Below are 13,976 nucleotides of genomic sequence, written 5' to 3'. Positions count from 1 at the left end.
GTGAGATAGGGTACGTCTCAACAGGAGGCGCTCCCCATGACTGACTTTGACGAAACTAGTTTGGTGATGACTCTTCTTGCTGTGGCCGGCATTGCCGTCATGGCCGACCGCCCGCTCGAAGCCGCCTGTGAGCGCGTGTTGGAGTGGTTCCAGCCTCGCCGGTAATCTAGCAACGCTGTCGCAGGGCTCGGCGAGTTGCCCCTATCAGCGCTGGGGCGGATAGTCCTTGAAGGCGGTGGCAATTCCCTGACCTTCCCGTTCCATGTTCTGCTCCAAGCTATCTTTCAATATTCCTCGAATCACCGCCCGCCATACCAGCTTGTGAGTGGGCGCTTCAGCCAAGTCAATAATCAACGTCCCTTCATAGTCCTCATGCGTTGTCTCGTAACTTAGCGGGACAGGCACCCAGGTACCGTCATGATACGTATAGGTTCGCCCTTGGAGGCCATAGAGCCCGTAGGCCTCGTCGGGATAGTCATAGGAGCCCAGTCTCCCATAGACACCAGGCTCACCGTAGGAATACGCGTCGGTGTAGTGCTGTTGCACGCGGATTAAGTCTTTGACGCCATAAAATAGATGCAAGAGGAGCTGGGGGTGCTCTTTCAGTTCAACCTCTTGGATTCCCTTGGCAACTAATTGGTCATGAACCATGTTCTTGATGCGCAGTCGGATCGGTGAAGAGTCTGACGGGCCGACTTCCCGCCCTCTATCGGAAATCCCTGAGTACGCCACCGTCCGAAATACGGAGAAATCTGTGACGGGGTCTGAACTGGTTGCCACGGTAAGCCCCGACGATGCACAACCTCCCGCGCCCAAGAGTCCAATCGTCATTGCGATGAGTAGATATCTGACCATTATGTCGTTGTGTTCCCTTCTGCCATGACCTTCGGCTCTGATGGCTGCCTGGAGGTGTCATGCGTCTCAGCGATAGGGGTGATTAATGATTTGGATTTTCCCGGCATTCGGCATTGGTCGAGCCTTGGATGTTTTCTATGTTGGCCGCCAGGCGGCAAGGCGGCGCATCATCGAATACACATTTTGAGTAAGAATCCGTCACGAGGCAAAAAGCTTTGTTATCGGAAGGCGGCGTTTCCTGTTGAGGATTGAAGATGCATCCGCCGTCGCTGCCGGCCGCGGCAACACAGGCGTCATAATTGGTAAAGGTACATTCTTGCCCCCATGGGTAGACGGCACAAAACGAAGTCGCGAGAGCTACGCCGCTCCTCAGGGACCATAAACTCAAACTCAGAAGAAGTACCTTGCTGCGCATCGACAGTGCCATGAACGCTCCAGGCTTGTGTTGTTAACGGCATCACCCTAAGGGCGACCGGATTTCTGAACTCCAGGTGCCGACCAGCGATGGTGATGTCAGAAGATGTAGATAACTTTTACACAATCCCAATAGGCTGGGCAACTACAGGGTAAGGCCTATCGGCGGGTTGGCAGTGATGCGGGTTTGTCGCTGCAGGGAGAAGGGCTTGCGAAAATCAGATGGCGGTATCGATGATGTATTGCGCTGGTGACGGGGCTGTTTCGCTTGGTGGAGTCACCGTAGATGGCGGGATGTCGGCTTGCAGCCGTTTGAGCAGGCGAGGCACTTTCAGGGAAGTGGGAATTTCACAGGTCCACACGTGCATACCCGACGCAGCTTCATCGGCGTGTCTCAGAACCCGAAAGCCTGGGTATTCCATAAAATAGGCCGATAAGAATCCGGAGATCGCCTGGATCACCCAGGGGTTGGCCTGGCTGTAGCCCTGGGTGACTCTCAGTTCGACAAGGGGAAGTGTTTCGTCGCTGTCCATAGTCGTTTGCTCTGTATTGTTCGCGTGCGCCGCACTCTAGCAGCTCTGCCGGCGGTTTGGAACAACAGTCATGGACGCTTCGCCGTACCATTTCATGCCCCGACTAGAAATACTGAGTGATGCCGATCTGCACCAGCGTGTTGTGATTTGGTGAGAAAAGATGGCCCACGTCAACCCGCAAGAGGGTATTGGAGAGAAACGTGGGGACGACGCGTATACCGGTTCCCACATTGATTGCTCTCCGCCAGTCGTGAAGTGTGCCGTCCTCGTTGAATGATTGAAATGTGCCGAAGTCAGAGAACAGGACGCCTTGTACGGCCCAGCGTGGTGCGACTGAAATGGCGTGCCGGATTTCCAGATTGGCGTAGGCCTGTGCGCGATTGCGATACAGATTGTCGGACAGTCCCCGCACGCCCGCGATGCTCCCGAGCAAGAGGCTATGATTGGGGTTTCCGCTGTTGTTTACGGCCTCCGCTACGCTGTTGATCATGAATACGGTGGTGGCCCCCATGGGGATGCCCTGGAGGTAGCGCAATTTGGCTTCATGGCGCTGCTGATTGGCGCCGAACATGAAGCCGGGTCGCAGTTCGAGCGCGATGCGATACCCGCTCGGCACCAGATCGTGCCAGTGGTATTTGTCCCATGTCAGTTCAGGAATCACGCCGACATAGTATCCGTTGGGCGGGCGGCGGGCACCGTTCAGGTCCTCGATCTGCTCGCGGTACGCTTTCAGGACCACTTCATACCGCAATGGCGAGCCATACAGGTATGGTCCCTTCAGTTCCAACTCGCCCCCGAACCGGTTCCGCGTCCAGGTTGTCGTGGAGTCGGCAAACCGGATGCCGTTCACGTTATACGAGCCTTTGATCTCTTTGGCCCACCGATCCGGCTCAAAGCCATGTTGTGAGATCCATAGATCGACGTTCGGTCCGCGTTGGCTGTAATTGAACTGCCCGCCGAGTTGCGTGCCGGTGCCGAACAGGTTGTATTCCACCAGGCCGATGGTGGCGTTCAGATCCTTTGTGCTGCTGCCGCTCGTAAAATTCAGGATCGGCGCCAGAGTGATCTTTTCCTGGGCGGCAACCGTCAGCGAGCGGCCGTCGCGCGTAACCTGCACGTGATCGAAGAGGCTCAGGTTGCGCACACGCCGCTCAAATTCTTCGATCTCAGCGCGGGTGAATTCGGCTGGTAAGGGCCGAGGCAGCAGCCGAAGAATGGTGGCTTGTTCCGTATGGACGAGTCCTTCGATCTGGACCGTAGTGATCGAGACGATGTCGTCGTTTGCCGTGTCTTGGGCAGCGAGGGCCACGTTGAATACGGTCAGGTAGTTCAGTGTCCATATGAGGCTCAACGCGAGCCAAAACCGAACGCGAATAGGTGAGGAACCTAAAAAGGCATACGCATGCCGCATCACAGGCCTCCGTGGTTAGGAAGAAAGCGCCCGTCGATCAACGAGACGAGCGCGAGCGTGGAGACGCCGGATGGGTCTAGATGCGAAGAGGTACGGAAAAGGAAGCGGGTGTGTTTTTAGGAGGTGTGTGCAGCGGCGGTGCCGCTCTCGGAGCCGCGTGGTCTACTGCCGAGATGGCTATAGACCACGTATCTAGGTCAGTGGCCGTGGCCGAGGTGAGGGTACCGGAGGGTGAGTGAACCGTTCGCTCGGATGGCATGAGCAGGTGTTCTGCGGCATTATCCGGCTCGTCTGCGGACGCCTCGGTGGCGACCGCCACGTCCGGCTCCTCAAATACCAGATCAATCACTCGGTCGCTTGTGGTCCACAAGCAGATCAGGAGCGCGAGCCGGCCGATCATGAGCATCTGAGGCAGAATCCAGCGATACATGCTGTGAAGTATAGCAGAGTCCATGGGGAGATGCCTCCCCATGGGAAGCGGCGGCCGGATGGTCTGGCGCATGGCTGCGATATGGACTCGATCCCGCTGGACAGGGAGGGGTGGTTTCCGTCAGCATGCGCCCAGGAGGCGATGTCATGACGTTGACAGCATATAACGGTATCTCGATTCCCTCATTTATGTACGGCACGGCCTGGAAGAAAGAGGCCACGAGCCAGTTGGTGCAACTCGCCGTGGCGGCAGGCTTTACGGCAATCGATACAGCCAACCAGTTGATTCATTATCAAGAAGCCATGGTCGGGGATGCGTTACTCAATTTGGCCACGCAAGGGGTCAAGCGGGACGCGCTGTTTCTTCAGACCAAGTTTACCTCGGTTGACGGGCAAGACCACCGGACGCCCTATGAGGCGACGGCCGATCTTACGACCCAGGTCAGTCAGTCCTTTCAGAGTTCTTTGTCGCATCTCCACACCGACTATCTCGATTCCTATGTCCTGCACGGGCCCTATTCCAGGAGGGGATTGGGCGCGGCAGATTGGGAGGTCTGGGCGGCAATCGAGTCGTTCTACGATTCCGGCAAGGCCAAAATGATCGGTATTAGCAATGTATCGGCTGAACAGCTCGCGTTGCTCTGTGCCAAGGCCAGGCACAAGCCGATGGTCGTACAGAATCGCTGCTATGCCGCCTTCGGTTGGGACAAAGAGGTGCGGGATCTGTGTCGAGAACATCGGATCATTTATCAGGGCTTCTCGCTTCTCACGGCGAATCGTGAGGTCTTTACAGAGCCTGATGTGCGCGCAATGGCGGTAAAGTACGGGGCTGGGCTCGCGCAAATTGTCTTTCGATTCGCCATGCAGATCGGGATGTTGCCGCTGACGGGAACCACGAATCCAGAACACATGAAGGAAGACCTGGCGGCGGATCACTTCACCTTGACGCCGGAAGAGTTGCAGCGGATTGAAACGATTGGATTGTAATGGCCTCGACCCTGGTCAGAATCAAGCGCATCTATGCGCCGGTTGCTGAGGGCGATGGATATCGGATTCTGGTGGATCGACTCTGGCCGCGGGGTGTCTCGAAAGTCGCGGCGCGTATTGATCTGTGGATGCGAGACATTGCCCCGTCCACGGCTTTGCGGCAGTGGTTCAATCATGATCCGGCCAAGTGGGAAGAATTTTGCGAGCGGTATCGGACGGAATTACGGGAACAGCAGCCGTTGCTTGATACCGTCAGACAGCAAGCGAAGGAAGGCCCTGTCACGCTGGTGTATTCTGCCCGGGACGAACGATTCAATCAGGCGGTAGTGCTCCAGCTAGTTTTGAAACAATCAACCACAGGAAAGCGACGCGCGACATGACGATGCGGAAGATTTATGGAAACGGATCGCGGTGGGCCCGATGAAGATTGCGATTGTCGGAGGCGGTCCGGCTGGCCTGATGGCCGCGGAAAGTGCGAGCGCAGCGGGAGCCCAAGTGGACCTGTATGACGCGATGCCGTCGGTCGGGCGGAAATTCTTGCTGGCCGGGAAGGGTGGGCTGAATCTCACGCACTCCGAGCCGGTCGAGAAAATGTTGTCGCGGTATGGGATACGGCGGACTCAGATTGCGCCACTCCTGGCGAGCTTTGGACCTGAGGCGCTGCGCACCTGGGTCAAGGGACTAGGGATTGAGACATTTGTGGGATCGTCCGGCCGGGTGTTTCCGAAAGATATGAAGTCGGCGCCGTTGCTGCGGGCTTGGCTGCGGCGGCTGCGTCAGGCTGGCGTTCGGTTTCATGTGCGGCATTGCTGGCGCGGATGGGATGCGCAGGGCGCGTTGCAATTCGAATCCCCCGAAGGCAATCAGATCGTTCGTGCCGATGCGGTCATTCTCGCGCTGGGCGGCGGGAGTTGGCCGCAACTCGGTTCAGATGCGGCCTGGGTGCCGTGGCTCGTTCAGCGCGGCGTCTCGGTGAGTCCGTTACGACCGGCCAACTGCGGGTTCGACATTGCTTGGACGGAGATTTTCAAAAACAAGTTTGCGGGCCACCCGGTCAAGTCTGTGGCGTTGAAAATTCAGACTCCGGCGGGCGGCGAGAAGTGGCAGCAGGGCGAATTCGTCGTGACGACGACCGGAGTGGAAGGCGGCGTGATCTACTCGATGTCCGCACTGTTGCGCGATGAAATTGCCACCAAGGGATTCGCAGCCTTGCGGCTGGATTTGGCGCCGGACCGTGACCTCAACGGTTTGACGAACGATCTTGCCAAGCCGCGCGGGAAAAAAACCATGGCGACGCATTTGGAGCGGCGGGTGGGTATGGCCGGAGTGAAGGTCGGGCTGTTGCGCGAAGTCGTGTCAAAAGAGGACTTTGCCGATCCGGCCAAGCTAGCCGCCGCGATCAAGTCGCTGTCGTTGAAGCTGATTGCGACCAGACCGCTGGCGGAGTCGATCAGCTCGGCCGGCGGAGTCATTTTTGAAGCGGTGGATGCCAGGTTGATGTTGCGTGAGGTGCCGGGGGTGTTTTGCGCCGGAGAGATGCTGGATTGGGAAGCCCCAACGGGCGGGTATCTCTTGACGGCCTGTTTTGCCAGTGGCCGCGCAGCCGGAGCAGGGGCGGTGGAATGGTTGAAGCCGCGTTAATCCGGTCGGCTCACGAAAACTTCGACGATGCCTCCCTGTGGGGCCAGGCCAATCGAGACTCGCCCTTGAAAGGCTTGATGGGTCCAGTTCCTTCCGTCGAGGCTGGACCATTCCTTATAAATGTAGAGGCTCTGGGTTAGTTGGATGCGAGTGGTGGCTTCTCCAGGATTGACGACGAGGGGGCCTTTCACCGCCAGCTGAACAGGGATGGTCTTGCCTCCTGGAATGTAGAGGATGTAATTTTTGTCGGCTGGTTCCGGTTTTCCGATTTCGATCAGCGGGACATGCTTCATCAGATCGTCAGGGGGATTTCCCATGGATGCGCATCCCGCGAGCAGTGCGAAGGAAAGAATCATGGGTGCGAAATGTGGAGTGTCTGACGGCATGTGGGTGTCCTTTCGACAAGGCAGAGGTGAGCGCGTGGGCATCCTACTCAGTGTCGTGTCTCTGTGCAACCGGTTCGGTATTGCGTCAGATCGTTCAACCTCATTCTTGCTGCCAGTGTGTCGATGACCATTCCTCCTAGTAGCGAGCGGCCGATTCTCGAACGTTTCTTGAAAGCCGAGGCCATGGCTCTGTGGGCTGTGCGGGCGGCGCAGTTGCGCGATGTGCCGGCGAATGTTTTGGCCTTTCTCAAGCAGCACGAAGCCGATGAGGAAGAGCATTTAAAACATTTTGAAACGCTGGTGGGCTATCAGTCCTGGGGGCGTGAGGTGTTGCCGACGGTGCCGCACCAGTGGCCGTCATTGGCCGTGCTGTTGTTCGGATACGAAGCGCTGGGGCTGGAGTTTGCGAAGCTGCTGGTTGGATTGCGTCCGGACATGCAGTCCATCGTGGACGACGAGGAAACCCACGTCGCATTCTTTGAACAGGAGATTCGAAAGCTGCTTGTTGGGGGTGGTGTTGAAGCGGATCAGGCGCGGATCTCAGCGAAGGCCTGGTGGAAAAAACTGCCGCGGACGGTGGATCGCTATCTGCAAGATTCGAGTTTGGATGCCTGCCGAACGGAAGTGGCCTCAGCCATGCAGGCGGCAATTCACCAGCGATTAAAAAGCACGGGCTTGCTGGAATAGAGCATTGTTGCGGGTTACGCCTGCGCGACTAGTCCTTCAACGGCGCCCATCTTGCGGAATTTGAGATCGCGCTGGTTCAGGAGTTCGTTGTGCGGGAGATCGAGCAGTTGGAACAGTTGATTGGTGAGGGCTTTGGCTACCCGGTCGCAGACGGCCTTGGGTTCGCGGTGCGCTCCGCCTAAGGGCTCTGGAATAATTTCATCGATCACGCCGAGACCCATCAGATCCTGGGCCGTGATCTTAAGGGCCATGGCCGCATCCGGAACCTTAGCGGGGTTGTCCCAGAGAATAGCCGCGCATCCTTCCGGAGAAATCACCGAATAGACCGAATGTTCCAGCATGAGAACGCGGTCTGAGACTCCGAGCGCCAGTGCGCCGCCGCTTCCGCCTTCGCCGATCACGACGGACAGAATCGGGACTTTCAGGCGTGACATCACCAAAAGATTTCTGGCGATCGCTTCCGCCTGTCCGCGCTCTTCTGCGCCGATCCCAGGGTAAGCTCCCGGGGTATCGATGAAGGTCAGGATGGGATGGCCGAACTTTTCTGCCAATCGCATCAGACGCAACGCTTTCCGATAGCCTTCAGGATTGGGCATGCCGAAGTTTCGCTGCATGCGTTCCTTCAGTGTCTTGCCCTTCTGGTGGCCGATGATCATGACCGTCCGGTCGTTGAACTTGGCAAATCCCCCGACAATGGCTCGGTCGTCTCCGAATGAGCGATCCCCATGGAGTTCCAAAAATCCGCGGCTGAGCTCGCTGATGTAATCGAGTGTGCTGGGGCGCTGAGGGTGGCGGGCGAGTTGGGTCCGCTGCCAGGGGGTCAATGTGCTATAGAGCTGATGCTCGACTTGCGCAAGTTTTCCGCGCAACTTCCTGATTTCTTCCTGCGTGGAGGCCTTGCCTGAATTGGCCGCCGCTAACTTTTCGATCTTTTCTTCGATCTCGCGAACAGGCTTTTCAAATTCGAGATAGTCGCGCATGGAGCTCGGTATTCCAGGGTGAATCCTATGGAGGCATACCCCCAATTACGTACACTAAGATAGCAAAGAGAGGGCCCCTTTGCCTAGCACTTCTTCGACGTCTGCTACGAAATATTCGCTGGGTGAAATCGTATGGTTCGGCAGAGGGACCGTATCGGCTTCCAGGGCATTTTCCATAGACAACGTCAGCGACACGGTGGTGTTGCCCGGATAGCGCGTGAAAATGTCGCGCAGTTTCGGTAGTTGATCGGTGGTCTCCGATCGATTCGACAATCTGATCTGTACGCGCTTGATTGACTGCGTCTGCACCTCGGCGAGCGGCTCGATCTTCACGCCGCGCAGCTTGGTGCCTTTGTCCCCGCGATCGATGGTGCCGGTGATGCGCACCAGCCGCTCCGGCGCAATCAGCTCGCCGGCTGTTTTAAAGAGATCGGGGAAGGCAATGACTTCGACCGTCCCGTGAAGATCTTCGACGTTCAGATAGGCCATCCGATCGCCTTTTTTCGTAATCATCGATTTGACCGAGGCGATGATGCCGCAGATTCTGACTTCTTTCCCGTCGGACACGTCCGACAAGCCGACGGTCGTGGCTGTCGAGAGGGCTTTGAGTGTCGCTTCGTATCGGGTGAGTGGATGGGCGGTGATGTAAAACCCGGTCAGCTCCCGCTCATATTTTAATCGCAGTGCTTGATCCCACTCAGCAATCGGCGGGAGTGGAGGCGTCGCCAGCGTGGCTGAGGTGTCGGGCCCGCTATGCTCATCGCCGAAGATACTGGTTTGTCCCAGGTCGCGCTCGCGCTGGGCGGCTGCGCCGTCTTCGACGGCTTGGTCCATCACGGCCATCAGCTGCGCCCGTTTCGCGGCGGAGGAATCAAAGGCGCCGGTCTTGATCAGGCCTTCCAGCATGCGCTTATTCACTTTATGCAGGTCGACACGCCGGCAGAAGTCGTAAAAGGATTTGAACGGGCCGTTCTCTGCGCGAATGGCCAGGACGGATTCGACCGCTCCCTCGCCCACGTTCTTGATCGCTGCCATGCCGAATCGGATAGCGCGGTCGATGACCGTAAAGTTCTTGCCGCTCTCGTTGATGTCGGGCCCCAGCACCTTGATGCCGAGATCGCGGCATTCGGTGAAGTAGCCGACGATCTTATCCTGATTACCCATGTCCGTGGTCATGAGCGCGGCCATGAATTCAGTCGGGTAGTGCGCCTTGAGGTAGCCCGTGTGATAGCAGACGACGGCATAGGCCGCCGCGTGCGACTTATTGAATCCGTAGCCGGCAAACTTTTGAATCAGCTCGTAGAGCTTGTCCGCCTTCTTCTCGGCGATCTTGTTGTTCTTCGCGCCTTCCAGGAATTTGACGCGCAGCTTCTCCATTTCCTCCGGCTTTTTCTTGCCCATCGCGCGGCGGAGAATGTCGGCTTGTCCTAGTGAGAAGCCAGCGATCTTGTTGGCGATCGCCATGACCTGTTCCTGATAGACGATGACCCCATAGGTGTCCTTCAGGATCGGCTCAAGTTCGGGCGTCTCGTAGGTGATCGGAATTTTGCCTTGCTTGCGCTTGATGAAGTCTGGAATCAGGTCCATCGGACCGGGGCGGTAAAGGGCGATGATGGCGATGATGTCTTCAAATCGGTCCGGTCTGAAGCCGGTGAGCAGGTCGCGCATGCCGGAACTTTCCAGCTGAAAGATCCCGGTGGTTTTGCCGGACGAAAGGAGTTCAAAGGTTTTCACATCGTCGAAGGGGAGCTGTTCCACCGCGAGCGGAGGCTGATCGGGATGCGTTTCGTTGATAAGAATCTCCGCCCGGTGGATCATGGTCAGGGTCTTGAGCCCGAGGAAGTCGAATTTGACCAGGCCGATCTTTTCGACATCGCCCATCGTGTATTGCGTCACGATTTCGTCGTTGGCCCCCTTGTAGAGGGGCACATGGTCGGTCAGCGGGCCTTCGGAGATGACGACGCCAGCCGCGTGGGTCGAGGCGTGCCGCGCCAGGCCTTCCAACGATTGCGCGACTTTCATGAGCTCGGCGATGCGGGCGTCGGTGTTGACCAACTCCATCAGCTTGGGCTCTTGCTCCAGCGCCTGTTGCAGGGTCATGTTGAGCTGGTTGGGTATCAGCTTGGCGACCTTGTCGGCTTCGGCATAGGGGATTTCGAGCACGCGACCGACATCGCGGATCGCGGCTTTCGCGCCGAGCGTGCCGAACGTAATGATCTGGGCGACGTGGTCTTTGCCGTATTTATCTACGACATAGTTGATCACCTCGCCGCGGCGATCCATGCAGAAGTCCATGTCGATATCGGGGAGGGACACACGTTCTGGATTCAGGAACCGCTCGAAGAGCAGGCTGTAGACGAGCGGATCAAGGTCCGTGATGCGCAGTGCATAAGCGACGAGACTGCCCGCCGCCGAACCGCGTCCCGGTCCGACTGGAATATTGCGTGAGCGAGCAAAGCGGATAATGTCCCAGACGATCAGGAAATAGCCGGCAAAGCCCATGGAGCAAATAACCATCAGCTCTTCGCGCAGTCGCAACTCATAGGCGGCCGGCAGGATCGTGCTGGGCCGTTCTTTCAGCCGGGCCGTGAGTCCTTCGATGGCCAGCTGCTCGACGTAGGATTCGCGGGTATAGCCTTCCGGGACTTTGTATTGCGGCAGGTGCGTCTTGTTAAGGACGAGCTCCAGGTCGCAATTGTCCGCGATGCGGCAGGTGTTCGTGACGGCACCGGGAAATTCGGCAAAGGCCGGCGTGATTTCTTCCGTCGATTTGACGTAGAGCTGATCGGTGTCGAACTTCATCCGGTTCGGGTCGCTGCGCGTCTTGCCGGTTTGGAGGCAGAGCATCAGCTCGTGCGGATGGGAGTCTTCTTTTTTGAGGTAGTGGCAGTCGTTGGTGCCTGCCATTGGGATGTTGAGTTTCTTGTGTATTTCGATCAGGCCGGCATTGGCGATGCGCTGGTGATCGAGACCGTTGGCCTGCACTTCGAGGTAGAAATGTTCTTTCCCGAAGATCTCCTGAAATTCCCCTGCGACGGCTATGGCGCCGTCCATGTCTTTTTGGCCGATGAGGTAAGGAATTTCGCCGCTGAGGCAGCCTGACAAGGCAATCAACCCCTCATGATGTTCCTTGAGAAGTTCCTTGTCCATCCGAGGCTTATAGTAGAACCCTTCAAGGTATGCTTTACTAGAAAGCTTGATGAGGTTCTGATAGCCGGTCAGATTTCGAGCCAGGAGAATCAGATGGTAGTAATCGTTATGGGCAAGCCCACTGTCCTTCTTCGCATGGCGGCTGCCGAGCGCCATATAGGCTTCGCATCCGATGATGGGTTTGACCCCTGCATCCTTGGCTTTGCGATAGAACTCGATCGCGCCGAACATGTTGCCATGGTCGGTCATGGCCACGGCCGGCTGACCAAATGACTTGATCTGCTGCACGAGCGGCTCGATCTGATTCGCGCCGTCGAGGAGGCTGAACTGGGTGTGCAGATGGAGATGAACGAAGGACGAAGCCATGGTCGGATTCTAGGAGGGCAGGGAAGGGGAAGTCAAACCGACGTCAATTAGGACGTAATTGTGACCGTTAGTTGCTTGGTGACGGATCGGCCGGCTGAGTCCTGCACTCTGAACGTCGGTGATGTTGATCCAATAACCGTAGCGGTTCCGCTGATCACGCCGTCCTGGCTCAATGACAAACCAGCCGGAAGCCCCTCTGAGCCAGCATTGAGGCTCCATGTGTAGGGAGTTGTGCCTCCGGATTCAGCCAATGACCGATTGCAATTGCGATTAACTCGGCAGCTCGCTATGGAGGTGGTTGTAATCGTCAGTGCGGTGGTGACGGAGATTGAAAACTGTTGGGTATCTGACTGTGATAGTGCATCCGTCACTCGCACGGTGAAGGTTGCCGTGCCCGTGTTGGTCGGAGTGCCTGAAATGACTCCGCTCGAACTCAAGGTGAGATTGACGGGAAGTGATCCAGCACTGCGGCTCCAAGCTAAGGTTCCTGTTCCGCCTGTCGCTTGTAGTGTTTCGTTATAGGCTTGTCCGACTGTTCCACCAGGAAGCAAGATGGTCGTGATATTCGGCGGAGTTGCTGGGTTGATAAGAATCGAGTAGGCCTGCTGGTCAGCTTGCCCTGTCGTATCGGTGACCCGTACGGTGAAAGTCGATGTGCCTGGCGCCGTCGGCGTGCCAGAAATTACACCGGTCGACGGATTCAGATTTACGTTCTGTGGCAGTACGCCACCGGGAAGGATGCTCCATGTCAGCGCACCAGCCCCGCCGGCAACTTGGACAGTCTGGCTATAGGCTCGACCGACATTCCCGCTGGGGAGCGATGGAGTGGTAATCGATAGGATGGCTGCCGCCTGGTTGATTGTCAGTGCAAGGGCTTTTTGTACTGACTGTGGAGGTACCGAGGCATCTTGCAACGTGAAGGTATAGGTCCCGCTACTTTGAGCGACGGGCGTTCCTGTAATAATACCCGTGGTTTGATTTAGCGAGAGATTGGCCGGAAGCGCGGGAGTCACTGACAAGCTGTATGGCGAAATGCCTCCCGATGGTCCTACTGTTTCGGCATAGGGTAGATTTGCCGTCCCATGCGGCAGAGCCGTCGCGGTAATCGTCAAAGCGCCTGGTCCTGGTGCTGGGGTCGGAGCATTAGAGACGTCGCCGCAGGCCGCAACTCCAACTGCAAGCAGAAGTATCAGGGCGAGAGTCCACTGATTCGCAAGGGCTGTCTCTGTGTTGCGCGTCAACGCAAATATCCGCACGACGATCTCTTCAAAGTTATGGCAGTAAAATCTGACTGCACTCTTCGCAAGTACCGGCTGATGGCCGGTTTGCTCTCGGTTGAAATTATTCGCGCATCATACCGAAACAACCCTGAGTTTGTCTGCCCTACGAAGGGGGAGGGGAGGAGTGAGTATGGGCTGAGGGAACATTGTGGGAGTACTTCACAATGCCCTCAGCCCTACTAGTTAATTAACAATGATGGTCACGGTGTCTGGTGAACTGCTTACTTGGCCGTCGCTCACGACGAGTTCGACGGTGTAGGAACCGCTAAGATCTGCGGTGAATGCCGGCGAGACAGTGGTTGGATTGGCCAGAGTTGCCACGCTGCCTGGAGGCCTAGTTATCAATGTCCAGCTATAGGTGAGCAGATCTCCGTTGCCATCAGTGCTGGCGCTACCACTGAGGTGGATCAGCGCTGCTACTGTTTGGCCGCTTTGGTCGGGGCCGGCGTTGGCAATAGGCGCCACATTGGTAACGGTCACAATTACGCTGTCGGGAGAACTATTCACGGTGCCGTCATTCACAATGAGTTGTGCAACGTAATTACCCTCTCGATCAACCGTAAAGGTCGGTGATGCGGTGGTCGGATTGACGAGAGTTGCCGCACTGCCTACCGGTTTGGTGAGCGACCAACTGTAGGTGAGCGGGTCACCATTGGCATCGGAACTACCGAGACCATCTAAAGCGATGACGGATGCGGGTTGTTTGCCAAGTTGGTCGGGGCCGGCATTGGACACCGGGGCGACATTGTCGCTTGTGATGTTGACGGTATCGGGGGTGCTGCTCACCGTGCCGTCATTGACGATCAGCTGGGCCGTATAGGTTCCGTCTCGATCAACAGTAAAGGTCGGTGAGACGG

Annotated in this window: 14 protein-coding genes; 5 read left to right on the top strand and 9 right to left on the bottom strand. The window is 57.1% G+C overall.

The genetic code is table 11. From position 1 onward, the window contains the following. Positions 1-36 precede the first annotated feature (36 nt). Positions 37-165 (top strand): hypothetical protein, encoded by a 129-nt coding sequence (locus NITLEN_RS18595; RefSeq protein WP_281267832.1) that lies wholly within the window; start codon positions 37-39, stop codon positions 163-165. A gap of 39 nt (positions 166-204) precedes the next feature. Here the strand turns inward: NITLEN_RS18595 and NITLEN_RS15700 are convergent, their stop codons facing one another. The 4 genes from NITLEN_RS15700 to NITLEN_RS15685 all read right to left on the bottom strand — a co-directional run bounded on the left by NITLEN_RS15700 (position 205) and on the right by NITLEN_RS15685 (position 3,213). After that, positions 205-780, bottom strand: a complete 576-nt coding sequence (locus NITLEN_RS15700) for a DUF4136 domain-containing protein (protein WP_181416920.1) — start codon at positions 778-780, stop codon at positions 205-207. Between the two features lie 157 nt (positions 781-937). Then, entirely contained in the window at positions 938-1,282 is a 345-nt protein-coding gene (locus tag NITLEN_RS15695; RefSeq protein ID WP_121990591.1) for a hypothetical protein, read from the bottom strand. A 205-nt stretch (positions 1,283-1,487) separates the two neighbouring features. Continuing rightward, on the bottom strand, positions 1,488-1,802 hold the full coding sequence (locus NITLEN_RS15690) for a hypothetical protein (protein WP_121990590.1): 315 nt from the start codon (positions 1,800-1,802) through the stop codon (positions 1,488-1,490). A gap of 103 nt (positions 1,803-1,905) precedes the next feature. Continuing rightward, complete coding sequence (locus NITLEN_RS15685; RefSeq protein ID WP_121990589.1) at positions 1,906-3,213, bottom strand: BamA/TamA family outer membrane protein; 1,308 nt, start codon at positions 3,211-3,213, stop codon at positions 1,906-1,908. 576 nt (positions 3,214-3,789) lie between these two features. On the opposite strand from NITLEN_RS15685, the gene NITLEN_RS15675 reads away from it, so the two are divergent. The 3 genes from NITLEN_RS15675 to NITLEN_RS15665 are packed head-to-tail and all read left to right on the top strand — an operon-like array spanning position 3,790 to position 6,270. Beyond that, the gene (locus NITLEN_RS15675; protein ID WP_121990587.1) at positions 3,790-4,629 is read left to right on the top strand and encodes an aldo/keto reductase family protein; all 840 of its coding nucleotides are present in this window, start codon (positions 3,790-3,792) and stop codon (positions 4,627-4,629) included. Continuing rightward, complete coding sequence (locus NITLEN_RS15670) at positions 4,629-5,009, top strand: DUF488 domain-containing protein (RefSeq protein WP_121990586.1); 381 nt, start codon at positions 4,629-4,631, stop codon at positions 5,007-5,009. The genes NITLEN_RS15675 and NITLEN_RS15670 overlap by 1 nt, the downstream gene beginning before the upstream one ends. 40 nt (positions 5,010-5,049) lie before the next feature. Further along, positions 5,050-6,270 (top strand): TIGR03862 family flavoprotein, encoded by a 1,221-nt coding sequence (locus NITLEN_RS15665; RefSeq protein WP_121990585.1) that lies wholly within the window; start codon positions 5,050-5,052, stop codon positions 6,268-6,270. On the opposite strand, the gene NITLEN_RS15660 is transcribed toward NITLEN_RS15665, so the two are convergent. Further along, positions 6,267-6,656, bottom strand: coding sequence for a hypothetical protein (locus NITLEN_RS15660; RefSeq protein ID WP_121990584.1), 390 nt, complete (start codon positions 6,654-6,656; stop codon positions 6,267-6,269). The genes NITLEN_RS15665 and NITLEN_RS15660 overlap by 4 nt on opposite strands. Positions 6,657-6,779: 123 nt before the next feature. Between NITLEN_RS15660 and NITLEN_RS15655 the strand changes: the two genes are divergently transcribed. Continuing rightward, on the top strand, positions 6,780-7,343 hold the full coding sequence (locus tag NITLEN_RS15655) for a hypothetical protein (protein WP_181416919.1): 564 nt from the start codon (positions 6,780-6,782) through the stop codon (positions 7,341-7,343). Positions 7,344-7,357: 14 nt separating this feature from the next. Here NITLEN_RS15655 and NITLEN_RS15650 read toward each other — a convergent pair whose 3' ends face one another. The 4 genes from NITLEN_RS15650 to NITLEN_RS18230 form a co-directional block, all read right to left on the bottom strand. Continuing rightward, on the bottom strand, positions 7,358-8,323 hold the full coding sequence (locus NITLEN_RS15650) for an acetyl-CoA carboxylase carboxyltransferase subunit alpha (protein WP_121990582.1): 966 nt from the start codon (positions 8,321-8,323) through the stop codon (positions 7,358-7,360). Between the two features lie 54 nt (positions 8,324-8,377). After that, positions 8,378-11,839 carry a DNA polymerase III subunit alpha gene (gene dnaE, locus NITLEN_RS15645; RefSeq protein WP_121990581.1) on the bottom strand — a complete coding sequence of 1,154 codons (3,462 nt, stop codon included), beginning with the start codon at positions 11,837-11,839 and terminating at the stop codon, positions 8,378-8,380. Between the two features lie 47 nt (positions 11,840-11,886). After that, the gene (locus tag NITLEN_RS15640) at positions 11,887-12,951 is read right to left on the bottom strand and encodes an Ig domain-containing protein (protein ID WP_146216226.1); all 1,065 of its coding nucleotides are present in this window, start codon (positions 12,949-12,951) and stop codon (positions 11,887-11,889) included. A 351-nt stretch (positions 12,952-13,302) separates the two neighbouring features. After that, the coding region (locus NITLEN_RS18230) for a PKD domain-containing protein (protein WP_219999480.1) at positions 13,303-13,976 on the bottom strand (674 nt) is incomplete at its 5' end.

Origin of the sequence: Nitrospira lenta, assembly GCF_900403705.1 — a bacterium.
Taxonomy (GTDB): Bacteria; Nitrospirota; Nitrospiria; order Nitrospirales; family Nitrospiraceae; genus Nitrospira_D; species Nitrospira_D lenta.
Note: the sequence above shows the minus strand (reverse complement) of the source record. Positions and strands in the feature narration are given on the sequence as shown.

Bases quoted from the DNA above. Each gene is read 5' to 3' on its own strand.
- NITLEN_RS18595 (WP_281267832.1), top strand. From the start codon at position 37: ATGACTGACTTTGACGAAACTAGTTTGGTGATGACTCTTCTTGCTGTG.
- NITLEN_RS15695 (WP_121990591.1), bottom strand. From the start codon at position 1,282: ATGGCACTGTCGATGCGCAGCAAGGTACTTCTTCTGAGTTTGAGTTTA.
- NITLEN_RS15690 (WP_121990590.1), bottom strand. From the start codon at position 1,802: ATGGACAGCGACGAAACACTTCCCCTTGTCGAACTGAGAGTCACCCAG.
- NITLEN_RS15685 (WP_121990589.1), bottom strand. From the start codon at position 3,213: ATGCGGCATGCGTATGCCTTTTTAGGTTCCTCACCTATTCGCGTTCGG.
- NITLEN_RS15675 (WP_121990587.1), top strand. From the start codon at position 3,790: ATGACGTTGACAGCATATAACGGTATCTCGATTCCCTCATTTATGTAC.
- NITLEN_RS15670 (WP_121990586.1), top strand. From the start codon at position 4,629: ATGGCCTCGACCCTGGTCAGAATCAAGCGCATCTATGCGCCGGTTGCT.
- NITLEN_RS15665 (WP_121990585.1), top strand. From the start codon at position 5,050: ATGAAGATTGCGATTGTCGGAGGCGGTCCGGCTGGCCTGATGGCCGCG.
- NITLEN_RS15660 (WP_121990584.1), bottom strand. From the start codon at position 6,656: ATGCCGTCAGACACTCCACATTTCGCACCCATGATTCTTTCCTTCGCA.
- NITLEN_RS15655 (WP_181416919.1), top strand. From the start codon at position 6,780: ATGACCATTCCTCCTAGTAGCGAGCGGCCGATTCTCGAACGTTTCTTG.
- NITLEN_RS15650 (WP_121990582.1), bottom strand. From the start codon at position 8,323: ATGCGCGACTATCTCGAATTTGAAAAGCCTGTTCGCGAGATCGAAGAA.
- dnaE (WP_121990581.1), bottom strand. From the start codon at position 11,839: ATGGCTTCGTCCTTCGTTCATCTCCATCTGCACACCCAGTTCAGCCTC.